At 63.2% G+C, this 23,695-nt stretch carries 16 protein-coding genes and 1 pseudogene; 10 read left to right on the top strand and 7 right to left on the bottom strand.

What is annotated here, in order from left to right; translation table 11 throughout:
- The first annotated feature begins 19 nt into the window (after positions 1 to 19).
- The 3 genes from IF690_RS27960 (at position 20) to IF690_RS27950 (ending at position 7,581) form a co-directional block, all read left to right on the top strand.
- Positions 20 to 5,974, top strand: coding sequence for an Hpt domain-containing protein (locus tag IF690_RS27960; RefSeq protein ID WP_202698241.1), 5,955 nt, complete (start codon positions 20 to 22; stop codon positions 5,972 to 5,974).
- Positions 5,967 to 6,422 (top strand): chemotaxis protein CheW, encoded by a 456-nt coding sequence (locus IF690_RS27955; RefSeq protein ID WP_202698240.1) that lies wholly within the window; start codon positions 5,967 to 5,969, stop codon positions 6,420 to 6,422. Before IF690_RS27960 ends, IF690_RS27955 begins: the two co-directional genes overlap by 8 nt.
- Before the next feature lie 898 nt (positions 6,423 to 7,320).
- Complete coding sequence (locus IF690_RS27950; RefSeq protein ID WP_053281267.1) at positions 7,321 to 7,581, top strand: hypothetical protein; 261 nt, start codon at positions 7,321 to 7,323, stop codon at positions 7,579 to 7,581.
- Positions 7,582 to 7,702: 121 nt separating this feature from the next.
- On the opposite strand, the gene IF690_RS29195 is transcribed toward IF690_RS27950, so the two are convergent.
- From IF690_RS29195 to IF690_RS27920, 7 genes and pseudogenes are all read right to left on the bottom strand, one after another.
- The gene (locus tag IF690_RS29195) at positions 7,703 to 8,053 is read right to left on the bottom strand and encodes a hypothetical protein (protein WP_353844186.1); all 351 of its coding nucleotides are present in this window, start codon (positions 8,051 to 8,053) and stop codon (positions 7,703 to 7,705) included.
- Positions 8,054 to 8,123: 70 nt separating this feature from the next.
- Positions 8,124 to 8,759, bottom strand: coding sequence for a hypothetical protein (locus IF690_RS29190; RefSeq protein WP_353844185.1), 636 nt, complete (start codon positions 8,757 to 8,759; stop codon positions 8,124 to 8,126).
- Positions 8,759 to 9,664, bottom strand: a complete 906-nt coding sequence (locus IF690_RS27940; RefSeq protein ID WP_202701748.1) for a hypothetical protein — start codon at positions 9,662 to 9,664, stop codon at positions 8,759 to 8,761. Before IF690_RS27940 ends, IF690_RS29190 begins: the two co-directional genes overlap by 1 nt.
- Before the next feature lie 161 nt (positions 9,665 to 9,825).
- The gene (locus tag IF690_RS27935) at positions 9,826 to 13,626 is read right to left on the bottom strand and encodes a toxin VasX (protein ID WP_202698239.1); all 3,801 of its coding nucleotides are present in this window, start codon (positions 13,624 to 13,626) and stop codon (positions 9,826 to 9,828) included.
- A gap of 245 nt (positions 13,627 to 13,871) precedes the next feature.
- Positions 13,872 to 14,450, bottom strand: a pseudogene (locus tag IF690_RS27930) (DUF4123 domain-containing protein); the annotation flags it as partial.
- A complete protein-coding gene (locus IF690_RS27925) occupies positions 14,414 to 16,498 on the bottom strand; it encodes a type VI secretion system Vgr family protein (protein WP_202698237.1) in 2,085 nt (694 codons plus the stop codon). The gene IF690_RS27925 and the pseudogene IF690_RS27930, both read right to left, overlap by 37 nt.
- 134 nt (positions 16,499 to 16,632) lie before the next feature.
- Positions 16,633 to 17,151, bottom strand: coding sequence for an Hcp family type VI secretion system effector (locus IF690_RS27920; protein ID WP_007925756.1), 519 nt, complete (start codon positions 17,149 to 17,151; stop codon positions 16,633 to 16,635).
- Between the two features lie 459 nt (positions 17,152 to 17,610).
- On the opposite strand from IF690_RS27920, the gene mdcA reads away from it, so the two are divergent.
- Genes mdcA through mdcH form a run of 7 tightly spaced genes read left to right on the top strand, consistent with a single transcriptional unit; the run spans position 17,611 to position 23,676 of the window.
- Positions 17,611 to 19,287, top strand: coding sequence for a malonate decarboxylase subunit alpha (gene mdcA / locus IF690_RS27915; protein ID WP_202698236.1), 1,677 nt, complete (start codon positions 17,611 to 17,613; stop codon positions 19,285 to 19,287).
- The gene (locus IF690_RS27910; RefSeq protein WP_202698235.1) at positions 19,288 to 20,163 is read left to right on the top strand and encodes a triphosphoribosyl-dephospho-CoA synthase; all 876 of its coding nucleotides are present in this window, start codon (positions 19,288 to 19,290) and stop codon (positions 20,161 to 20,163) included.
- Positions 20,163 to 20,462 (top strand): malonate decarboxylase subunit delta, encoded by a 300-nt coding sequence (locus IF690_RS27905; protein ID WP_202698234.1) that lies wholly within the window; start codon positions 20,163 to 20,165, stop codon positions 20,460 to 20,462. Before IF690_RS27910 ends, IF690_RS27905 begins: the two co-directional genes overlap by 1 nt.
- Complete coding sequence (locus IF690_RS27900; protein ID WP_202698233.1) at positions 20,455 to 21,303, top strand: biotin-independent malonate decarboxylase subunit beta; 849 nt, start codon at positions 20,455 to 20,457, stop codon at positions 21,301 to 21,303. The genes IF690_RS27905 and IF690_RS27900 overlap by 8 nt, the downstream gene beginning before the upstream one ends.
- Positions 21,303 to 22,118, top strand: a complete 816-nt coding sequence (mdcE, locus tag IF690_RS27895; RefSeq protein ID WP_502710158.1) for a biotin-independent malonate decarboxylase subunit gamma — start codon at positions 21,303 to 21,305, stop codon at positions 22,116 to 22,118. Before IF690_RS27900 ends, mdcE begins: the two co-directional genes overlap by 1 nt.
- A 5-nt stretch (positions 22,119 to 22,123) precedes the next feature.
- Positions 22,124 to 22,744, top strand: a complete 621-nt coding sequence (locus tag IF690_RS27890) for a malonate decarboxylase holo-ACP synthase (RefSeq protein ID WP_202698232.1) — start codon at positions 22,124 to 22,126, stop codon at positions 22,742 to 22,744.
- A complete protein-coding gene (mdcH, locus tag IF690_RS27885) occupies positions 22,741 to 23,676 on the top strand; it encodes a malonate decarboxylase subunit epsilon (protein ID WP_202698231.1) in 936 nt (311 codons plus the stop codon). The genes IF690_RS27890 and mdcH overlap by 4 nt, the downstream gene beginning before the upstream one ends.
- The last annotated feature ends 19 nt before the right edge of the window (positions 23,677 to 23,695 follow it).

The following is a 23,695-nucleotide window of genomic DNA, read 5'->3' as shown; positions in this document are numbered from 1 at the left end:
GACTTTGATGGGAAGGGTAATGGGTGATCGGCACGACTATGTGGCCCTGGAATGGGTCAAGGGCGAAATTGCCGAAACGTTGAAGCAGGCCCACCAGGCGCTCGATCACCTGGTCGACGAGCCGCAGGCGGTGGAGGCCCTCGACCAGTGCCTGGACTGCATCCATCAGGTCCACGGCAGCCTGCAGATGGTCGAGTTCTATGGCGCGGCGCTGCTCGCCGAAGAAATGGAAGCCCTGACCCTGGCCTTGCGCGAGTACCGCGTGGCCCAGCGCGACGAGGCGATCTACCTGCTGCGCCAAGCCATCAGCCAGTTGCCGCAGTACCTCGACCGGGTGCAAAGCGCGCGCCGCGACCTGCCGCTGGTGGTCTTGCCGCTGCTCAACGACCTGCGCAGCGCCCGGGGTGAAAGCCTGCTGAGCGAAACCAGCCTGTTCAGCCCGCAGCTGCCGGACCTGCCGGCGCTGGACGAGGCGACGCTGAACCGCCTGGCGCCCCCCGACCTGACCATCCTGCTGCGCAAGTTGCGGCACATGCTGCAAACCGCGCTGGTCGACCTGCTGCGCGAACAGGATGTGAAAAACAGCCTGGGCTACATGGCCAAGGTCTTCGAACGCCTCCAGGTGTTGTGCCAGAACGCCCCGCTGGGGCCTTTGTGGCAGATCGCCCTGGCCCTGGTGGAAGGCATGGGCAGCGGGGCGATCGCCAACAGCCCGGCGGTGCGCAGCCTGCTCAAGGATGCCGACCGCGAGCTCAAGCGCCTCTATGAACAGGGCATCGCCGGAATCAACCAGCCAGCCCCCGAAGAATTGCTTAAAAGCCTGCTGTTTTACATCGCCAAGGCCCGCTATCCCACCGCGCAGATGCAGACCATGAAAGACACTTACGGACTCGATGACGCTTTGCCCGACAATGCGCTGGTGGACCAGGAACGGGCCCGCATGGCCGGTCCGGACCGCGACGCCATGCGCTCGGTGCTGGCGGCCCTGTGCGAGGAGTTGGTGCGGGTCAAGGAACGCCTGGACCTGTTCGTGCGCAGCGACCGCCAGCACGCGTCGGACCTGGACAGCCTGCTGGCGCCCCTGCGGCAGATCGCCGACACCCTGGCGGTGCTGGGTTTCGGCCAGCCGCGCAAGGTCATCATCGACCAGCTGGCGGTGGTGCTGAGCCTGGCCCAGGGCCAGCGCGAGCCGAATGACGCGGTGCTGATGGATGTGGCCGGGGCCCTGCTGTATGTCGAGGCGACCCTGGCCGGCATGGTCGGCCCGGCCGAACCCGAGAGCCGCGAAGAGAGCCGCTTGCCGACCACCGACCTGACCCAGATCCACCAGCTGGTGATCAAGGAGGCGCGGATCTGCCTGCAGCAGGCCAAGGACCTGATCGTCGACTGCATCGACGCCGGCTGGGACCGCGAACACTTGCAGGCGCTGCCGGAGCTGCTGACCCAGGTGCGTGGCGCCCTGGCGATGATTCCCCTGAGCCGGGCGGCGGGCCTGCTGCAGGCCTGCATCGGCTTTGTGCGCGAGCACCTGCTGCTGGATCCGCGCCAGCCCGGCTGGCAGCAGCTGGACAATCTGGCCGATGTGATCACCAGCATCGAGTATTACCTGGAGCGCCTGAGCGACGATCACCAGGCGCCGGGGGAAAAGATTCTCGACGTGGCCGAGCAGGGCCTGGCCGCGCTGGGCTATGTGCCACAAAAGCAGGCACCGGACGAGTTGCTAGCGAGCGAACAGGTGCCGCTGCTCAGCGATGTGCTCAGCCCCAACGAGGCCCTGGTGATGCAGGACCTGCAGGAGCTGGACAGCCCGGAAGTGGCGCAGTCCCTGGCCGCTGTGCTGGCCAGCCCGGTCTCGGCGCTCAACCCGCCGGCGCTGGACACGCCCGGCAGCCTGTTGCCGCCGCCGGGCGATGAAGCGCCGGTGGACGACGAGCTGCGTGAAGTCTTCCTCGAAGAGACCGACGAAGTGCTCGATGTGCTGCGCGAGTACCTGCCGCGCTGGGCCGCCGACCCTCACGGCAAGGCGACGCTGGGCGAAATCCGCCGGGCCTTCCATACCCTCAAGGGCAGCGGGCGGATGGTCCGCGCGCTGGTGCTGGGCGAGCTGGCCTGGGCCGTGGAAAACCTGCTCAACCGTGTCCTGGAACACAGCGTGGAGCCAGGGCCACAGGTGCGGCAACTGCTCGAGGAGGTATTGCAGCTGCTGCCGGAGCTGGTCGCCGAGTTCGCCGCCCAGGCCCAGCGCCAGCGCGACGATGTCGACCGCCTGGCTGCCCGGGCGCATGCCCTGGCCAAGGGCGACACGGCGTCGGTGGACGGGCTGGAAGACGAGCTTGATCCGCAGTTGCTGGAGATCTTCCGCAACGAGGCCGAAACCCATCTGCAGAGCATCAAGCGTTTTCTCGATCAGGCTGCCGGGCACTTGCCCTTGCAGGCCAGCGACGAATTGCAGCGCGCCTTGCACACCCTCAAGGGCAGCGCCTACATGGCCGGCGTGTTGCCGATCGCCGAGCTGGCCGCGCCCCTGGACCTGCTGGCCCGGGAATACCGTGCGCACCTGATGGCCCTGGACCTGGACGAGGTCGAGCTGCTGCTGGAAGCCGAAGGCCTGTTTCGTCGCGGCCTGCAACAGCTGGGCAGCGATCCGCTGGCGCCCATCGAGGGTGCCGCCGACCTGATCGAGCGGGTCAAGGCGCTGACCGCCGAGCGCCTGGAAACCCTGCTCAACGCACCCAATACCAGGTTGCGGGTCAAGCGCGATGCGCAATTGATCAGCAGCTTCCTGGCCCAGGGCATGGACATCCTGCTGGACGCCGAAAACCTGCTGCGCCGCTGGCAGCAGCATCCGGGCGAGCGCCAGGAGCTCAGCGCCCTGCTGGACGAACTGACCACCCTTGGCGAAGGCGCGCACCTGGCGGACCTGCAGCCGATGGACGAGCTGTGCGAAGCGCTGCTGGACCTGTACGGCGCCGTGGAAGAAAGCAGCCTGGCGGTCGGCGAACGGTTTTTCCATGAGGCGGAAAACGCCCACGAAGCCCTGATCAACATGCTCGACGAACTGGCCGCCGGCCAGGAAATCAGCCCGCAACCGGCTATGGCCCGGGCCTTGCGCGAACTGCTCGAGGAAAGCCTCGACCCATCGGCCATGGGCCTGATCCGCAGCGACGGCAGCCGCACCCTGAGCATCACCGAGCTGGCCAGCGCCACCGCCGAGATGGCGCGGCAAGCGCAGGTCGAGGTGGACGGCCCGGACGATGAAATCGTGGCGATCTTCCTCGAAGAGGCGGTGGATATTCTCGAAAGCGCCGGCCAGGCCTTGCAGCGCTGGCTGGCCGACCCGGACAACGGCGCGCCGCTGTCTTCCCTGCAACGCGACCTGCACACCCTCAAGGGCGGCGCGCGCATGGCCGAAGTCGGCCCGGTGGGCGACCTGGCCCAGGAACTGGAAAGCCTCTACGAAGGCCTGGTGGATCGCCGCTATCAGCATGGCGTAGCCCTGGCCGACCTGCTGCAACGCAGCCATGAGCAACTGGCGCTGCTGTTGCAGCAGTTGCAGGCGCAGCAGGCTCTGAGCGATCCCAAGGCGCTGATCGAGGCGATCCGCGGTTTTCGCCAGCGCAGCGGGATCACCAGCGAGGCGCCGGAGGCCGCGGTGGCCGACGACTCGACGGTGCACGATCCGGAACTGCTGGAGATCTTCCTCGAAGAAGGTTTCGACATCCTCGACAGTTCGGGGGCGGCGCTGACCCGCTGGCAGGCCGAGCCGACGAACCGCCAGGAAGTGGAAACCCTGCTGCGCGACCTGCATACCCTCAAGGGCGGCGCGCGCATGGTGGAAATCGCGCCGATCGGAGACCTGGCCCATGAGCTGGAGTTTCTCTACGAGGGCCTGTCCGCGGGGCTGCTGCAATCCACGCCGGCGCTGTTCGGCCTGTTGCAGAAAAGCCATGACCGCCTGGCACAGATGCTCGACGCCGCCCGCGCCGAACAGCCGATCAAGCCGGCCGACAGCCTGATCGAGGCGATTCGCGGCTTCACCCATCCGACCCAGGCCGAAGCGCCGCCTCTATTGCTGCCCGACCTTGGCCCGCCGAGCAAACCCGAACCGTCAGTGGCACCGGCGGAAGCCGCGGTGGCCGGGGACATGGTCAAGGTCTCGGCCGAGTTGCTGGACGACCTGGTCAACCTGGCCGGGGAGACCTCGATCTTCCGTGGGCGCATCGAGCAGCAGGTCAACGATGCGCGGGTGGCCCTGAGCGAAATGGAAACCACCATCGAGCGTATTCGCGACCAGTTGCGCCGCCTGGACACCGAAACCCAGGGGCGGATTCTCAGTCGCCAGCAGGTCGAGGCCGAGCGCCTGGGCTACGAGGAGTTCGACCCGCTGGAGATGGATCGCCATTCGCAGTTGCAGCAACTGTCGCGGGCCTTGTTCGAGTCGGCGTCCGACCTGCTCGACCTCAAGGAGACCCTGGACCGGCGCAACCAGGACGCGGAAAACCTGTTGCAGCAGCAGGGCCGGGTCAATACCGAGCTGCAGGAAGGCCTGATGCGCACGCGCATGGTGCCGTTCGAACGCCTGGTACCGCGCCTCAAGCGCATCGTCCGCCAGGTGGCCGAGGAACTGGGCAAGGACGTGGCGTTCAGCGTCGGCAATGCCGAGGGCGAGATGGACCGCAACGTGCTGGAGCGCATGGTCGCGCCCCTGGAGCACATGCTGCGCAACGCCGTCGACCATGGCCTGGAGTCCGCCGAGGTGCGCCGCGCCGCGGGCAAGCCGGCGCAGGGGCGGATCACCCTGGACCTGTCCCACGAAGGCGGCGATATCGTCTTCGACATGCGCGACGACGGCGCCGGGGTGCCGCTGGAAGCGGTGCGGCGCAAGGCGATCAAGCGTGGCCTGCTCGCCCCCAATGCCGAGATCAGCGACCGCGACGTGCTGCAGTTCATCATGCAGCCGGGGTTTTCCACGGCGGAGAAGATCACCCAGATTTCCGGGCGCGGGGTCGGCATGGACGTGGTCCATGAAGAAGTGCGCCAGCTCGGCGGCTCGATGACCATCGACTCGATCCCGGGGCAGGGCGTGCATTTTCGCATTCGCCTGCCGTTCACCCTGTCGGTCAACCGCGCGCTGATGGTGCAGTGCCAGGACGAGCAGTACGCGATCCCGTTGAACACCATCGAAGGCATTGTCCGGGTACTGCCCCACGAACTGGAAAGCTACTACCAGCTTGACCCGCCCCATTACCAATACGCCGGCCAGCGTTATGAACTGTGCTACCTCGGCGAGCTGCTGCACACCGTGGCCCGGCCGAAACTGCTGGGGCAGAGCCTGCCGCTGCCGGTGCTGCTGGTGCACTACAACGAACACCGGATCGCCGTGCAGGTGGATGCCATGGCCGGCACCCGGGAGATCGTGGTCAAGAGCCTGGGGCCACAGTTCGCGGCGGTGCAGGGCCTTTCCGGCGCGACCATCCTCGGCGATGGCCGGGTGGTGCTGATTCTCGATCTGTTGGCGCATATCCGCGCCCTGCAAACGCGCTTGCCGCTGCCGCGCATGACGGTCGGCGATGAAGTGATTGCCGAGGTCGAACCACTGCGGCCGAGGCTGGTGCTGGTGGTCGACGACTCGGTGACAGTGCGCAAGGTCACCAGCCGCCTGCTGGAACGCCACGGCATGAACGTGCTGACCGCCAAGGACGGGGTCGACGCCATGGCGCTGCTGCAGGAGCACACCCCGGACCTGATGCTGCTGGACATCGAGATGCCGCGCATGGACGGCTTCGAGGTGGCGATGCAGGTGCGCGCCGACCCGCGCCTGCAACAACTGCCGATCATCATGATCACTTCGCGCACCGGCCAGAAACACCGCGACCGGGCGATGGCCATCGGCGTCAACGACTACCTCGGCAAGCCTTACCAGGAGTCGGTGCTGCTGGAGAGCATTGCCCAGTGGAGCAGACCCCATGCATGACTACCGCGCCAGCTTCCTCACCGGGTTGCTGCTGCCCCTGGCCGACCGCACCCTGATCCTGCCCAACGTCGCGGTGGCCGAGCTGATCGACTACCAGCGCGGAGAACCCGCCAGCGACGCGCCGCCCTGGTACCTGCGCTCCGTGGCCTGGCGCGACCGCCAGTTGCCGCTGATCAGCTTCGAGGCCGCCTGCGGCCAGCCCCTCGCCATCGGCGAACGTGCGCGCATCGTGGTGCTCAACACCCTGGGCGGCCGCGAGCGCCTGAAGTTCATCGCCCTGGTGATCCAGGGCATCCCGCGCTCTTGTCGGCTCGACAGTCAGCTCAGCTATGTCGACGTGCCGTTGGCGCCGCTGGAGAAAGCGGCGGTGCAGGTGGGGGAGCAGGTGGCGAAGGTGCCGGACCTGCTGGCCCTGGAGGAGTTGCTGGTGGGGGCGGGGTTGCGGTAACCCCGGTTTGTAGGAGCGAGGCTTGCCCGCGATGGCGGTGGTGGCTGCGCTGGGGATGTTGGACGGTGTACATATCCGTTGCTGCGGTCACGGCCGCTTGGTGCAGTTCATCCACATGGGTAACAAAATGGTTCAAGCACATGGGGGACAGTGACTGGCGCGGTCGTTGTAGGAGCGAAGCTTGCTCGCGATGGCGTCCGCTCTGACGCTGCACTTTTTGGACGGTGTACATATCCATTCCTGCGGTAACGGCGGCTTATGGTTCCGCCCTGACGGCGGGTCACTTTTTTCAAACGCCAAAAAAAGTAACCAAAAAACGCTTGCCCCTGCGTACGGCCTTCGCTCCGGTGTCCATCAGGGGGCATCGACTCCGGTCGGCTTCGCTTCGACCTCCATACGATGTCCTCGACTGCGTCGAGGGGCGCTGCGCGCCATCCCCCTGATGAACACCGGAACGAAGCCTCCCGATGGGGCGGGTGGATCAAGATCAAAAGCCAAACGCGACCTGCCGGTCGGCGCGAAACCCTGTAGCCGCTGCCGAGCCCGCGAGGCTGCGATCGACCGCGAAGCGGGCGCAGGGATCTCGAAACCGCTGGAGGACCTTCGGTCCTATCGCAGCCTCGCCAGGGCTCGGCAGCGGCTACACGGGGGCTGGGGTGTTAGCAGAGATTTCGGTTGTAGAAAGTGGCAACAGTTTGCCGATTGCCGGGGTGCGCATCAGGCGCCATAGTCCAGGCTGTCGCCGACGCATCGGTGGCCGATCTTAGCCGGTCGAATTTGTTCACGGACCTATAGACGTCTCCGAAGACGGGGCTGTCTTTTCTCACTTACGGTCGTGCACAGACAAGTATGGAACTGCTGTTTAACCTGTTTCTCGACCGGCCAAGGCGCTAGACCCATGACCGAGTTCATCCCGCTACACAGCAATCTCACTACCACCCCGGTGCTCTACCTCAACCCCAACGCCCCGGCATCCGACCTGCACGGCTGTGCCGTCCAGCGCTTCAAGGCCACCCGCGACCTGATGCACAGTCTCAATTGCTTGAGCCTCAAGGGCGTTCACGACCAGGACCTGCAGCACATCGTCAATGCGGCCCACCTGCTGTTGCAGGATGGCTGCGATGCGCTGGATGCGTTGCAGTGGCGGATCGGACACTAAAGGCAAAACCGGCTTCGGGCGCAGGCATCACGGCTTACGCCCGGAGGCGGCTTGGCTATCTTCGGTCGGCGTGATCATCAGGTTGTGTGGGAAGGGAACGAAACGATACCTGTCCCGCTGCCTAATCGACGTACTTCACATGCTTGGCCATCAGATTGGGGCGGCCGAAGGTGTCGATAGCGTCTATGCGTCCCAGCATTTCCTTGACCTTGGCTTTGAAAGTGTCGTCATCCATATCGATCCAGTAGCGCGGTTCGCGACCGGTTTTACGGTCGTGTTCGGCGGTCACCGGATCCAGATGGCGATGAGCTTCGTACATCGGTATGTCGGGTAGTGGGCGACTGATATCCATGAAGTTCTGCAAGAAGTCCCAGAGGGCGCAGGGCTTTTGTGTAGTGTTATCGGGCGTGATCAGGTCGTTGAGGTTGATGCGAATATCGCGATAGCGGTGGATCAGGAACAATCCGTTCATGGCCAGTCCCTGGCGGTCTGTGCTGGTGATGATATAGGCATCAAACTCATAGAAAGGCGCAGTGACTTTTTCAATCGCACCTTCTTTTTTGAAATTTTTGTAATCGAATAGGGTGACCAATCCGGTACGACGGTTGAGTTCCCATAGGGGGGCCTTCGGGGGGGCGAAACCAAAATCTGGGGAAATAGTTAATGATAATTCTGCTAAATATCCAAGGTGCGAGTAATGTTTTAAGTACTAAGATTGTAGTTGAGTAACTTATGAGTTCTTTGATATCAAAATTGCTGGAGTCTAATTCGAAGATTATGTCTGATAGTATTGAAAGTGGGAGAAGAATAATTAACCCCCACTTGCAAAAAATTTTAAGCGATAGCCAAAATTGGGAGCGAAATGGTAGCTTTGCAAAGCGAAAACGCTCGTGGTCATACTTGTGATGCAGATCTATATGCTCAAGCGGACGAGGCACGTACGTGCCGTTTGCTTTCATCTCCGCTTTCTCTTTTTCACTCTGTTCCCAAAAGCGCATGCTCTCAGGTTTTGGGTCTTCCATGATGCTGTCCGGCGCCACCTCCTGGGTGTCACCCCACGGCAAGCGAGTACCTGAGAACTTGCTCAGCCAACCACGCTCCGTAGAAGCAGTTTGCTCGGGAATCCGATCCAAGCGATAGGCCTCGGAGCCGTAATAAGGCTGCACCGGAATGCTCATCAGTCGACGTACTTCACATGCTTGGCCATCAGGTTGGGACGCCCGAAGGTGTCGATAGCGTCAATGCGTCCCAGCATTTCCTTGACCTTGGTTTTGAAAGTGTCGTCATCCATATCGATCCAGTAGCGCGGTTCGCGACCGGTTTTACGGTCGTGTTCGGCGGTCACTGGATCCAGATGGCGATGAACTTCGTACATTGGTATGTCGGGTAGTGGGCGACTGATATCCATGAAGTTTTGCAGGAAGTCCCAGAGGGCGCAGGGCTTTTGTGTGGTGTTATCGGGTGTGATCAGATTGTTGAAGTTGATACGAATGTTGCGATAGCGATGGGCTAAAAGAAGTCCATTCATGGCCAGGCCCTGTCGATCTGGACTGGTGACGATATAGGCATCGAACTCGTAGAAAGGGGCAGAAACCTCATCGATTACACCGTCTTTTTTAAAATGCTTGTAATCGAAAAAAGTGACCAGTCCGGTACGACGATTGAGTTCCCAGAGAGGGCCTTTGGGAGGGCGGAACCAGAATTTTGGAAAATAATTAACGATAATATGACCAATCACTCCGCAAAGGAGTGGAATTCCCAGCATCCACGAGTAGAGGTTAACTAAGAGATCATAGGTAAAATCCCATGGTGTTTCTACTGATGTAGGCATCACTGTAAGATGAGCTAGAGTCGTAATGGGCGCCAAGATAATAAAAGCCCATTTACCTACCCCCTTCATATACAGCCAAAACTGCGAGCGAAAAGGTAGTTGGGCAAAGCGAAAACGCTCGTGGTCATACTTGTAATGCAGATCTATATGTTCAAGCGGACGAGGCACGTACGTACCGTTCGCTTTCATCTCCGCTTTCTCTTTTTCACTCTGTTCCCAAAAGCGCATACTCTTAGGTTTTGGGTCTTCCATGATGTTATCTGGAGTCACATCTTGTGTGTTGCCCCACGGTAACCGGGTTCCAGAAAATTTATGCAATAAGTTGCGTTCCGTAGATGCATTTTGCTCAGGAATCCGATCTGGATGATAGGACTCAATTGCGTAATAAGATGGTGGCTCGACTGCTTTACTCATCATTGGACCTTATGGGTCTGTTCGTCGGCCCAGAACGGTTGATTGGTCTTATTGAAGTCTGCCTTGGCATACGCAGGACCATAGCGGGTAGGGTCTTTTACCCCAGGTGCTGGAAAATAACGTGATTCAGACTGGTTTTTTAGAACGAACTGGGCACGAACTGCCCACAGAAAACCATGGCCGGTTGTTCCGCGGACCACCATCCTGGGCGTGTTCACATACAACTCCAATGCATCAGGGTGTAGGCGCTGGGCCTGAAAGTCGGAGGAAGTATTGGGGACCTTTCTTTCGCCGGGTAAGGGCAGGCCTCTGAAATAGGTAGTCACGACCTCACACAACCGGCAGTCAGCCTGTATACCGAGACTACCGATGCTTCCCAAAAGCCCGGGCAATCTGCTTTCTATTCGAATCACCGTATTGGCAGTGCGTACCGGGAAAGGATATTTGCCGTTAGGGTCCAGTTTTGCGTCGGCTTGGTACAGCGGATTCTTATCAATTTTTATACCTATTCCGGCAAGCAGGCCGATCAGACGATAGAGGGCTTCCTGAGGGTCTAGTAGATGCTGGGCGGCAGAACCACCTTCTGAACCGAAGGGGCCATTCGCGAGCCAATCCTCTAATGGAGTACTACTAAGCCAGAGCACCAGACCGGCGCCTGCACCGATCAGCAGAAGTGCCAGCCAACCCAACGGATGTAAGCCGAGCACCGGTGTTGCCGTGATGAGCCCGGAAGCGACGCCGACCAGCGCACCGCCAGCCATAAGCAGATAGCCATACATCGCATTATCGTTCCACTGCCAGGCATACCAAGCGTCGTAAAGGCTCAGGCCTGCGAAAACGATACCCGAAATAGATTGGGCTATTAGACGGGCTGTAACTGCTTTGGTTATTCGTTCGGCTATTGTTTTGCCCAACCATTTTTCTGCGTTTCTCTCAGAAATTTCAAAGAGTGTTTTTCTTGTCGAGGCGAGTACAGATTGAGTGCCAGCTAGTTTTACCGTAAGGGCCTCCATCGCAATAATCAGATCTATGTATGAGCCTGTTACGCCCACTACTGTCCTAAGGCTTCCTTTTTCTCGAGTGTTCTGTTCTACGCTTTGCGCCTCAGCATTCACATTCCACAACTCCAGCATCAATACCCCCACAGAAAAGGGGCGTGAATTCAAAATTCGGAAGGCGAGGGCATTGCTTCGAGTGCTGTGCTGGTCGAGGGCATCGGCCAAAGCGGTATTGGCTTCGGTCAGTCGGATATTTGCAGCGCTGGCGCCAACTGCCGACTGCTGAGCTGCAGTCAGTTGCTTGTTCATGTTACTGACCAGTTGCGCAGTGCTGTGATTACGCGGAATGACCAAAACCAAATGCTCTGCGGTCTCTACTCCAGTCGCAGGCATACGTGCGCGGTCGGTACTGCCGAGCAGCTGACCACGGCGGTCGAGGAATTCGCCGTAGAAGGTTCTCGGTACCGCCTCGCGTGAAGGGAGGTCCTCCAGGCCAAACAGGTAATAGTTCTGCGTGACCTGGCTACGGCGCATGAAGTAGGCCGGGCCAAAAGTGTTGGGCAGCATGCTGCGTAGCTGTTCGACGCCTTGGGCATGCAACCGCACATTGACGGGACGTGCGCGGGTACCCAGGTTGGCGCGGGATCTTTCTAGACGTTCGCTGGCTTGGGTGCTGGCGTCATTGCTGGTTCTGGCGTCAGTCGCGGCCTGTGCGGCTGCTGTACGCGGTGTGTCGATGGCCGCCAGAGCAGTATCCACTGCACCTTGCAGGGTGTCGTAGATACTGAGGAGCGCGCCGTTGAGGTTTTTGCCGCTGGTGATCAGGAAACTGTTGAAGCTGGCTCCGGCCAGCAGATTGGCAACAATACTGGCGTCCAGGGTGGTCTGTTTTTCGGCAGTGGGCGCCGGTTTGTTTTCACTCTTGGCCAGTTCGGTGGCGCGGAATTGACCATCGCCCTGATTTTCTGCTGCTTTGGTTGGCACCTTGTACGGCGTACAAACGCGTTCCATGTCGCACTCTGGCCAGAGCATGACATGCAGTGGTGCGTTGGCGTCGTTGGCGAGCGAGGCGAGGTACGTCTGTCCGGGACTGGCCTTGGGGCTATACAAACTGACACCGCTGACCGCATCCACCACGTCGCCGCTTGGCGCCAGTGGGTCCAGGCGTGATGGAGGGGCCGCGAGCGCGGCCACGGTCTGGCTGATGACGAAGAGGGCCGAGACATAATCGAAGCCATCCAGGCTCAGGTGATCGGCCAGGGCCTGCTGGGTCATGGTTTGTTGAAAACTCTCGGCCAGCAGGTTCTGGGCGCTGTTCATGTGCTGCCAGACCATGGCCCGTTCCACCGTCGCCGTGCAGCGGTTGATGTCCTGTTTGCCTTTGGTGCCGAGCTTTTCCAGGCTGGCATGCAGGGGGTTGGGTTTGCCCTGAAGGTTGCGTGGCACCACCAACTGTTGCACCAGTAACGCGCTGGCATGGTTGACCTGCTGGGTCGCATGGCGGGCGCAGAGTTTCAGCAGTTCATGGTGGGTTTCCAGGCGCTGTTTCAAGTGCCGCAAGCGATAGCGTGGGTCTTCCAGCAAAATGCCGCAGATTTGCCGTTGCCTGGCTTTGGCCAAGGCGTCGGGAACACTGGCCTGGGCTTGCCACAGGTCGACTTTCTCGGCTGCTGGTTCGGGTTTGCTACCTGGCTCGGCCTTGGGTACAGGGGGGGCAGGCAATGAAGCTTCCAGCGCATCGGCGACGGCGCTTAGCTCCAGCAGCTCGGTGCGTTCTGGCGAGTTGCCTTGGGCGCACTGGGCAAGAAACGCCTTGGCTTGCTGGCTGGCGGTGACAGGAAACTGTCCTGCGAGGTCACACAGGTAACGGCCGGGATGATCGAGCAGCCATTCATAACCGGGCACGCGCGAGCGTTGGGGCGCTGCCACGCTGACTGGAAACGCTCCTAGGTCGAGGTTGCGCCTGACGACGGTGGCTTGAGTCGCTGCGGTCTGGTTGGCGTAGTTGCGCACATCGAAGTTGGAAAAGGCCTGCAGCATGGCCTTGCCATCCGGCTTGTCTTTGTACCGCTCTTTGAAGCGGGCATTCGAGCAGCTCAGGTCGAAACTTTTGCAGCGTTGATCGCGCAGCTTGGCATCTTGCTCCAGGCGTTGCAGGCGAGGGGCGTTGAGTTGTATTTCGCTGAAGCACAGCCGCAGATCATGCACGCGCTGGTTGTTCCAGATGGCGGGCAGCCAGATATCCTCCAGCGGCTGACCGCTGGCCTTGCGTTCACCGGGTTTGAAGCTTTTACCCTGGCGATAATGAGCGACATCGACGTCGTGGTAAGTGGTCTTGCCCTCGGTAATGCGCACTTCCAGCTCGCGCCATAACTTGTTCTGGTAGAACACATAGACATAACCGGCGCGGGCCAGCACCGGAGTGCTGAGGTCATAGGCGCTTTTCGATCCGGGGAGCGCGACGAAGGGCAGGACCGGAACCAGCTGGTTCCATTGGGCATCCGCTTGACGCGGGGTGGTGCGAACGTTGTCGAGCAGCGGCAGGCGGATCGGCTTGCCCTGGGTCGAGGCGATTTCCAGCCAGAGCTGACGCTTGGCTTGGCCTGCGCAATCCCACACATGCAGTACGCTGCTGCACAGGTCTTTCTCCTGCGGTTCAGGTTTGCCTTTCAGCGCTTGGCTGGTGTCGTCGGATAACACGACTTTCTGGCTGGCAGGGTGATCCTTGCCGATCACCTGGACGATCAGCTTTCCGGCTTCGCAAGCCGGGCCAGAGCTCAGGCTCCCAACGGGTGCGCTCATGTCAGGGACTCCTTGTCTTGGTGGTCGTGTTCCAGGTGCTGGCGCAGAAGCGCCAGGCGCTGTTCGCTGTCGCCCTCCAACGGAATGGCTGGCGCGGTGGTGGTCGGGTATTGGGCGCGCAGCGACAGGTAATCGTTCAGCGTTTGGGCGTCGAGGAATCCATCGTCCATGCCTTCATCCAGATACCGGGAGGCGTCGCTGAATGAGACAGCGTTCTGCTTTCGCCACCACTGGTAAATAAAGTGGTCTTTCTGTTGGCGTTGCAGGGCTTGCTCATGCAACGCGTCCAAATGCAGAGATTTCTGTTCGGCAGGGCATTTCCACTGTTGGGCCAGTGGGTTGTCTGCGTTGAACCAGCGCTGGTTGCCGTCTGCCAGGTCCTTCCAGGTGCCGCCATGCCACGTCAGCCGCGATAGGGGCCCCATCCATGCAGCGGCTGACTGGGGATCGTCGACGGTGAAAAAGTAACTGGCTGTCGTGGGGCTCGAATAACGCAAGACACCCCTGCGCTCTTGATCGAAGCGGATAAACAGAATGTGCCGCAGGTGGCTCAGCAGCGTTGGGGTGGGCGCCTGGCTTTCAATGATCAGGCCTGGCCAGTGTTCAGGCTCTTCACGCATCAGCTCAAGCAAGGACGCATTACTGGTTGCTTCCAGCCAGATCGGGCTTTGCTCCGTATAGTCAGCCAGCTCAGTGCCGTCGAACAGGAAGGTTGGATTGGGATCGGGTGAAAGCTGATAGAGCCTTGCCAGCAGATCGTCTGTGCGCTCGAGCAATATCGAAGTTGTCACGCCTGTGCTCCTGCCAGTAAAGCTTTCCTGCATGGGCAATCCGTCAAAGGGCACTGCATCGGGGTACCGCCTTTAGGCTTTTGGCAGAGTTCGACGATTGGAATGTTTTCGCGAAGTCGTTGCTGCAGCAGCAAGCCCGGTTTATCCGCATCTGCCTGCTGCAACAGCCCCGGCAGCAGTGGTGCCGCTCCGCTGCCGCTGCCGGGTGCGCCGCCGGAGTTTACGTTCACCACCGGGCCACTCATGGTCACGCCACCGGCATCGATCTTGACGAAGCTGCCACCGCCCTTGAGGGTCAGTTCACTGCCGGCTTCGAGGACGATTTTCAGCCCGCTGTCGAAATGGATCTCCTGCCCGGCCTCGATGAACTGCCCGGTGCCGATCTTGATGTGCTGGTTGGCGCCGACGGTGAGGTGGTCGCTGGCGCGGGCTTCGACCTTGCGGTCGGCGTGCACGGTGTGGTGTTCCTCGGCCTTGAACTCGCTGTAGCTGTTGGCCTCGACCGTATCGTGGCGTTCGTTGCCGACGCGGATCTTCTGGTCGTGCTCGACGTTCTCGTCCCAGTCGCGCTGGGCGTGCAGGAAGATCTGTTCCTGGCCCTTCTTGTCCTCGATGCGCAGCTCGTTGTAGCCGCCGCCACCCGGGGAGCTGAGGGTCTTGAAGGTGCTGCGGGTCTTGTTCGCCGGCAACTCGTAGGGGACGACGTTTTCCTTGTGGTACAGGCAGCCGCTGATCAGCGGCTGGTCGGGGTCGCCTTCGAGGAAGGTCACCAGCACTTCCATGCCGATCCGCGGGATGGCAATGCCGCCGTACTGCGCGCCGGCCCAGGCCGAGGACACGCGCAGCCAGCAGCTGGTCTTGTCGTCCGACTGGCCTTCGCGGTCCCAGTGGAACTGCACCTTGACCCGGCCGTACGGGTCGCAGTGGATCTCTTCGCCCTTGGGCCCGGTGACCACCGCGCTCTGGCTGCCGAGGATGCGCGGCTTCGGATGCAGCAGCGGCGGGCGGTTGGGCACGTCCCAGGGCGTGGCCTGGAAGCGGTTGCGGTAGCCCTGGTGGAAGTCGTCCTTCAGGGCGGTGGTGTCGCTGGTCACCGACTCTTCCAGCACCTGCGGCTGCTTGCCTTCGTGGACGATCTCGGTGAGCAGCCAGAGGTCGTTCCATTTGGCCTTGGGGTGTGCGGTCAGGGCCAGGAAATGCCCGCTGACCAGCAGCGGCTGGTCGCTCTTGCCTTCGGCCAACTGGTAGTCGCTGCGATGGCGTTCCAGGGCGCGCTTGGCCAGGTGCTTGCCGCGTTCGCGATCGACGAAGCGGCCGGGGTAGTCGTAGTCCTCGAGGTCCGGCTTGAACTCGCTCTTGGCGTCGCTCTCCAGGGTCAGGCGCGGTTTCTCGAAGTCATAGTCGCGGCGCGTGGTGCGGCTGGTGCGGGCTTCCAGGCGCAGGTCGAAGCGCTTGATCACCGGGTCGCTGGCGACCATGCCGGAGTCTTGCTGATAGGCCACCGGCGCCAGTTTCGGGAACACCGTCTGGTCGTCGCCGAAGACGATGGTGTGGCTGTCGGCGCTGTGCTGGAAGTGGTAGTGGATCCCTTCTTCCTCGCACAGGCGCTGGATGAAATGCAGGTCCGATTCGTCGTACTGCACGCAGTAGTTGCGCTCGGGATAGATCGAACCCAGCTGGAATTGGTAGGCGTTACTTTGGATGCCGTGTTCTTCGAGGACCTGGCCGATGATTTTCGGCACCGTGAGGTTCTGGAAGATGCGTTGGTTGATGCGGTGCGCGAGGTAGGCCAGGTGCGGGCGCACGGTCACCGAGTAGCGGGTCAGGCGCTTGCCGGAATCGCCCTGGGCGACGCGGTAGATCTGCCCATGGATGCCGGTGCCGTTCGCTGCCAGCTGCAGGAAGGCCGGCTTGTGCAGCAGGCTTTCCAGGTCCAGGGCGGCCTGGGCGCTGACCAGCTCGACCTCGAAGGCAAAGGGCTGGCTGATGGCTTCCCGTCCGGTGAAGGACAGGACCTGGAGGTCGTTCGAAAGCCCCTCGATGGTCAGGCTGAAGTGAGTCTGATTGGCCGGCGCGAACATCCCTTGTTCCTCGTGCAGTACTGCCGCGTGGGTCGAGCCCGGGGCCGGGCGCCGACGAACGCAAGAAATCCCTTATGGCGTAAACAACATCGACCAGCAGAGCTGGCCGATGTGGGTGTAACGGTCGGCCGGACTTAGCCCGCGACCGGGGAACGCCAGTCGTCGGAACCGGAAGTACCGGAGACTTCGTGGGTCCAGGTGATTTTGCGGTAGGTGAAGTGCACGTCTTCCAGGTGGGTGAAGTGCGAGTTCGATGGGTCCTGGCAGTTGTGCATGTAGTCTTTGATGTCGACGATGATCGCGTCTTCCAGGGTGGTGGTGTAGTAGTGCTCCTGGGTGCCGGCAGCGGAGGTGCGGTACCACTGGATTTCGATCTTGGTCAGGCGCTCACCGGAGGTCAGGGCCGCCAGCAGCAGTGGCGAAGCCTTGTCGAATACTTTGGTGATGACCACAGGTTTGTGCACGCGCTGGCCGGTTGGCTGGCCGGACTGCGGGTCACGCGGGATGATCACTTCGTGCTGGAAGCCCTGAACCATGACCTGGTCTTCGTGGCCTTCCTGGTAGGTGTTGCCAACGGAATCAGCGGTGAAGGCACCGGCGGTGATCAGGCCTTGTTTGGTGCCGGTGATGGACATATACGCTGGTGTAGCCATGGATGCTCTCCTTGCTAAAAAATAAAGGTGCCCGGTGGGACGGATCGCCCGGTGGGTGCCTGAACAGTTATCAAGGTTCGTGCCATAAGCATTTTTAGCTATATATTCCGGTAGTTTAAGAACTTTATGAAATATTTGCTTACAGGTGGTCGGACAAAAGTGCGCAAGAAGTTGCGCACTTTGAGCTGAGGACTGCGCAAGTTCTTGCGCACTTGTCCAAGCGTCTTGGATGACCTGGTCTACAGCGTTGTATCCACAGGCTTATCCACATTTGAGTGCGCAACTTCTTGCGCATAGAGGCTATGAGCTATCACTCGCAAGAGAAGGAGGACTCGATGTCTCCAGGAGCGGTCGCATAATCATTACCCTCACCGTAACGATCCACCACTCTGCTTGATTGATGCCCTGCATCTCCCGCTCCTAAGGTAGCGGCCACGACAGCGAACCCGTGGAGTGAGCATGACAACAACACTATCCCCCGACTCGCGCTGGACGCGGCGGCGCGCGGAAAAGCAGCGGCGTCTCGAGCAGGTGCGGGGTCTCGCCGACGGTGTGGTGTTGCCCACCGACCAGATAGTCGCGGCGCTGGAGGCGTTGATCCTGCCCGGCGACCGGGTGGTGCTGGAGGGCAACAACCAGAAGCAGGCGGACTTCCTGTCCCGCGCCCTGGCCAAGGCCGACCCGGGCCGCTTGCATGACTTGCACATGATCATGCCCAGCGTCGGCCGCTCGGAGCACCTGGACCTGTTCGAGCGCGGCATCGCCCGCAAGCTCGACTTCTCCTTCGCCGGCACCCAGAGCCTGCGCATCAGCCAGCTGCTGGAAGACGGGCTGCTGGAGATCGGCGCGATCCACACCTACATCGAACTCTATGCGCGGCTGGTGGTGGACCTGATCCCCAACGTGGTGCTTTCGGCCGGCTTTATGGCCGACCGCGCGGGCAATATCTACACCGGGCCGAGCACCGAGGACACCCCGGCGCTGATCGAGCCGGCGGCGTTCAGCGATGGCATCGTCATCGTCCAGGTCAACCAGTTGGTGGACGACGTCAGCGAGCTGCCGCGGGTGGATATCCCGGCGTCCTGGGTCGATTTCGTGGTGGTGGCCGACAAGCCGTTCTATATCGAGCCGCTGTTCACCCGCGACCCGCGCCACATCAAGCCGGTGCACGTGCTGATGGCAATGATGGCGATCCGCGGCATCTACGAGAAACACAAGGTCCAGTCGCTGAACCACGGCATCGGTTTCAACACCGCGGCCATCGAGCTGATCCTGCCGACCTACGGCGAATCCCTGGGCCTCAAAGGCAAGATCTGCCGCAACTGGACCCTCAACCCCCATCCGACCCTGATCCCGGCCATCGAAAGCGGTTGGGTGGAAAGCGTGCATTGCTTCGGCACCGAACTGGGCATGGAGAACTACATCGCCGCGCGGCCGGATGTGTTCTTCACCGGGCGCGACGGTTCGTTGCGCTCCAACCGGATGTTCTGCCAGCTGGCCGGGCAATACGCGGTGGACCTGTTTATCGGCGCCACCCTGCAGGTCGATGGCGACGGCCATTCTTCCACCGTGACCCGCGGCCGCCTGGCCGGCTTCGGCGGTGCGCCGAACATGGGCCACGATCCTCGTGGCCGGCGCCACGGCACCCCGGCCTGGCTGGATATGCGCCAGGACCAGAGCGACGCGCCGGCGGCCATGCTCGAACGCGGCAAGAAGCTGGTGGTGCAGATGGTCGAGACCTTCCAGGAAGGCGGCAAACCGACCTTCGTCGAAACCCTCGACGCCGTGGACGTGGCGCGCAAGAGCGGCATGCCCCTGGCGCCGATCATGATCTACGGCGACGACGTCACCCACCTGCTGACCGAGGAGGGCATCGCCTACCTGTACAAGGCCCGTTCCCTGGAAGAGCGCCAGGCGATGATCGCGGCGGTGGCCGGGGTGACCGCCATCGGCCTGCGCCATAACCCGAAAGACACCGCGCGGATGCGCCGCGAAGGCCTGATCGCCTTGCCCGAAGACCTCGGCATCCGCCGCACCGACGCCAGCCGCGAGCTGCTGGCGGCGAAAAGCGTCGCCGATCTGGTGGAGTGGTCGGGTGGCCTGTACAACCCGCCCGCCAAGTTCAGGAGTTGGTAAATGCACGCCTTCAACCTGCAAAGCAAACCCCTGAGCCTGGCCGAGCACCTGGCGGACCTGGCGGTGGACGCGCTGATCGACGAAGCCGACCTGTCGCCGAAACCGGCCCTGGTCGACCGCCGTGGCAACGGTGCCCACCGCGACCTGCACCTGGGGCTGATGCATGCCTCGGCGCTGTCGCTGTGGCCGGCCTTCAAGGAAATGGCCGAAGCCGCCCGCCAGTTCGGCACGGTCGGCCTGCCCCTGCGCGAAGCCCTGGGCCGCGTCGGCCGTGAAGGCGAAGCGGCGATGCTCGCCACTACCCACGGGGTGAATACCCACCGTGGCGCGATCTGGGCCCTGGGCCTGTTGGTGGCCGCCGCCGCGCTGGAACCGCAAGCCAGCACGGCAGGCGCCCTGTGCCTGCGGGCCGCGCGCCTGGCGCTGCTGGACGACCGTTACGCGCCGCGCCCCCTCAGCCACGGCGCGCAAGTGGCGCTGCGCTATGGCGTGCGTGGCGCCCGCGAAGAGGCGCAGTTGGGCTTTCCGGCCGTGCTGCAACGGGGCCTGCCGCAACTCGAACGCAGCCGTGCCCAGGGCCATGGCGAACAGAACGCCCGGCTCGATGCGCTGCTGGCGATCATGACCGGCCTGGCCGACACCTGCGTGCTCTATCGCGCTGGCGAGGCGGGCCTGCAGGCCATGCAACAGGGCGCCCAGGCCGTACTCGACGCCGGCGGTAGCGCCAGCCTGGCCGGGCGTCGCCGCCTGCATGAGCTGGACCAGGGCCTGCTGGCCTTGAATGCCTCGCCCGGTGGCGCCGCGGACTTGCTCGCGGCCTGCCTGCTGATCGACCGGATCGCCTCCGGCGCCGCCTTCATCCAGGGAGCAGTGTGATGGAAACCTTGTCTTTCGAATTTCCCGCCGGGCAACCCGCCCAGGGCCGGGCGCTGGTGGGCTGTGTCGGCTCCGGCGACCTGGAGGTGCTGCTCGAACCCGGGCAGCCCGGCAAGCTGAGCATCCAGGTGCAGACCTCGGTCAATGGCAGCGCGTCGCGCTGGCAGCATCTGTTCGAGCGCATGTTCGACGGCCAGACACTGCCGGCGCTGAGCATCGACATCCATGATTTCGGCGCTACCCCGGGGGTGGTGCGTTTGCGTCTGGAGCAGGGCTTCGAGGAGATCGGCCATGACTGACAGCGCCCGTTTGCTCGACAAACACAGCTTCGTCGAACTCGGTGCCCGGCAGCGCGCCAAGGCCTTGCTCGACGCCGGCAGCTTTCGCGAATTGCTCGACCCGTTCCAGCGCGTCATGTCGCCCTGGCTGGCCCGCCAGGGCGTGGTGCCCCAGGCCGACGACGGGGTGGTAATCGCCAAGGGCCGCATCGACGGCCTGCCGGTGGTGATCGCCGCCATCGAAGGCGCGTTCCAGGGCGGCAGCCTGGGCGAGGTCGGTGGGGCGAAGATTGCCGGTGCCCTGGAGCTGGCGGCCGAAGACAACCGCAAGGGCGTGCCTACCCGCGCCGTGCTGCTGCTGGAAACCGGCGGCGTGCGCCTGCAAGAAGCCAACCTCGGGCTGGCGGCGATTGCCGACATTCACGCGGCCATCGTCGACCTGCGCCAGTACCAGCCGGTGATAGGCGTGGTGGCCGGCAGCGTCGGCTGTTTTGGCGGCATGTCGATTGCCGCCGGGCTGTGCAGTTACCTGCTGGTGACCCAGGAGGCGCGGCTGGGCCTCAACGGCCCACAGGTGATCGAGCAGGAGGCCGGCCTCGAGGAATACGACTCCCGCGACCGGCCCTTTATCTGGAGCCTGACCGGCGGCGAGCAGCGCTTCGCCAGCGGCCTGGCGGATCGTTATGTGGCCGACGACGTCGCGCAGATCCGCCAACAGGTTGGCGAACTGCTGGCCCAAGGCCTGCCCGACGAGCAACGCAGCCGTCAGGCCGAGCTGTACCTGCAACGCCTGGCCCGGCTGGACGCCCATCCACAGATCGACCCGGCGACGGTTCGCCAGCTGTATCGAGGAGACCACTGATGAGTGCCTATTCCCTGCGGGGCCTGCATTGGTTCACGGCCCTGAGCGCGGGCGCTGCCCCGGTCGCGGGTTTGCCGGCCTCGCTGAAAGTGGCGGACGCCAGGCTGGAGCTGGAGTTGGAACAGCAGCCGGTGCGCTTTATCGCCGTGGTCGCCGACCCGGCCAACCCTTTTGTGCGCGCCCGCAACGGTGAGGTCGGCCTGCTGGAAGGCTGGGGCCTGGCCAAGGCGGTGGACGAGGCGATCGAGGCCGACCGCGAGCAGAGCGTCAAGCGTGCGCTGATCGCCATAGTCGACGTGCCGAGCCAGGCCTATGGGCGCCGCGAAGAAGCCTTGGGCATCCATCAGGCCCTGGCCGCGGCCGCCGACAGTTATGCTCGGGCCCGGCTGGCCGGGCATCCGGTGATCGGCCTGCTGGTGGGCAAGGCCATGTCCGGGGCTTTCCTGGCCCACGGTTACCAGGCCAACCGCCTGATCGCCCTGCGCGATCCGGGGGTGATGGTGCACGCCATGGGCAAGGTGTCGGCGGCGCGGGTCACCCTGCGCAGCGTCGAGGAGCTGGAGGCCCTGGCCGCCAGCGTGCCGCCCATGGCCTATGACATCGACAGCTATGCCAGCCTCGGCCTGCTCTGGGAGACCCTCTCGGTCAGCCAGATCGAGCAGCCGACCGCCGCCGACCTGGCCCAGGTGCGGCAATGCCTGAGCCAGGCGATTGCCGATGTACGGACCCATGGCCGCGATCTGTCCGGGCGCCTGGGGGCCAGCAACCGCGGCGCTTCCAGCCGGGTCCGCCAGCTGTTGCGCGAGCAATGGTGAGCGCCATGACCTGCGCCTTGCTGCCCCATGACCTGCTGTGGGGCCTGACCCCGCAACAGTTGCCCGCCGATGCCCCGGCCTGGGCGGTGGCGGCCATGGCCGCCGGGCAGCCGGTGGTGGTGCGCCGTGCCTTGACCGCGGCCGGGCAGGTGGCGGTGGGCGTGCGTGGGCCGCTGAGGGAGCAGCGCTACGGGACGCTGATGGCGGTGGCGGCCATCGAGCGTCGGGTGCGGCCGGAAGAGCTGTGTTATGTGGAGTCGGATCGGGGCTGGCCAGCGCTCCAGGCACTGGCCCGGTTGCGTGAACCTTTGGATGCCCTTGGCCTGGCTTGGGGTGTCAGCGGTAGCGCCGGTTTTGAACTGGCCAGCGGCGTGCCGGCGTTGCATCGGCAGAGCGACCTGGACCTGATCCTGCGCACTGCGCAGCCCATGGACCGGGCCGAGGCCCGGGCGTTGCTGGCGCGGCTCGATGCCGCCGTTTGCCCGGTGGACCTGCAATTGCAGACGCCCAACGGCGCCGTGGCCCTGCGCGAGTGGGCCGGGACTTCGGCGCGGGTGCTGCTGAAAGGCGCCAGTGGCGCGCGTCTGGTCAGCGATCCGTGGCAGGCCCTGGAGCAGGTGGCGTGAGCAGCCTGCTGGTGTTTCCAGGGCAGGGCGCGCAGCAGCCGGGGATGTTGCATCGCCTGCCGCCCAGCGCCCTGGCGGACGCCTGCCTGCGACAGGCCAGCGAAGTCCTGGGCGAGGATGCCCTGGCCCTGGATTCGTCCCTGGCCCTGGCGAGCACCCGGGCGGTGCAGCTGTGCCTGCTGATCGCCGGCGTGGCCAATGCCCGGGTGTTGCTGGAGCACGGGCCGGGCGCGGATTACGTGGCGGGCTTGTCGATTGGCGCCTATCCCGCCGCAGTGGTGGCCGGAGCCCTGGATTTTGCCGATGCACTGCGTCTGGTCAGCCTGCGCGGCGAGCTGATGCAGCAGGCCTATCCGCAGGGGTATGGCATGACCGCGATCATCGGCCTGGAACTGGCGACGGTGGAGGCCTTGCTGGCCCGGGTGCACCGCCCGGACAACCCGGTGTACCTGGCCAATATCAATGCCGATAGCCAGGTGGTGATCGCCGGCAGCGATGCCGCCATGGCCCAGGTCGCCGAGCTGGCCCGGGGTTGCGGTGTCGGGGTGGCCAAGCGCCTGGCGGTCAGCGTGCCGTCCCATTGCCCGTTGCTGGAGCCGCCGGCCCGGGTCCTGGCCGAGGCCTTCGCCAGGGTGACGCTGCAGCCGCCGCGCCTGGGTTACCTGAGCGGCAGCCGCGCGCGGCCGCTGCGCACGCCAGAGCAGTTGCGCGACGACCTGGCCTTCAACATGTGCCGGCTGGTGGATTGGCGCGGCACCGTGCAAAGCGCCTACGAGCGCGGCGTGCGGCTACAGATCGAACTGCCGCCCGGTGCGGTGTTGACCGCTCTGGCGCGCCGGGTGTTCGAGCAAGGCACCGTGATGGCCTGCGACGGTGCCCGGCTCGACACCCTGCACGCGCTGTTGCGTGAGGAGGGAAACCGCCAACCCTAGACACCGACTCAAGCTGGCG

Origin of the sequence: Pseudomonas sp. SK3(2021), from assembly GCF_016772375.1 — a bacterium.
Classification (GTDB): Bacteria; Pseudomonadota; Gammaproteobacteria; order Pseudomonadales; family Pseudomonadaceae; genus Aquipseudomonas; species Aquipseudomonas chlororaphis_I.
This window is presented reverse-complemented; position numbering and strand designations above follow the sequence as displayed.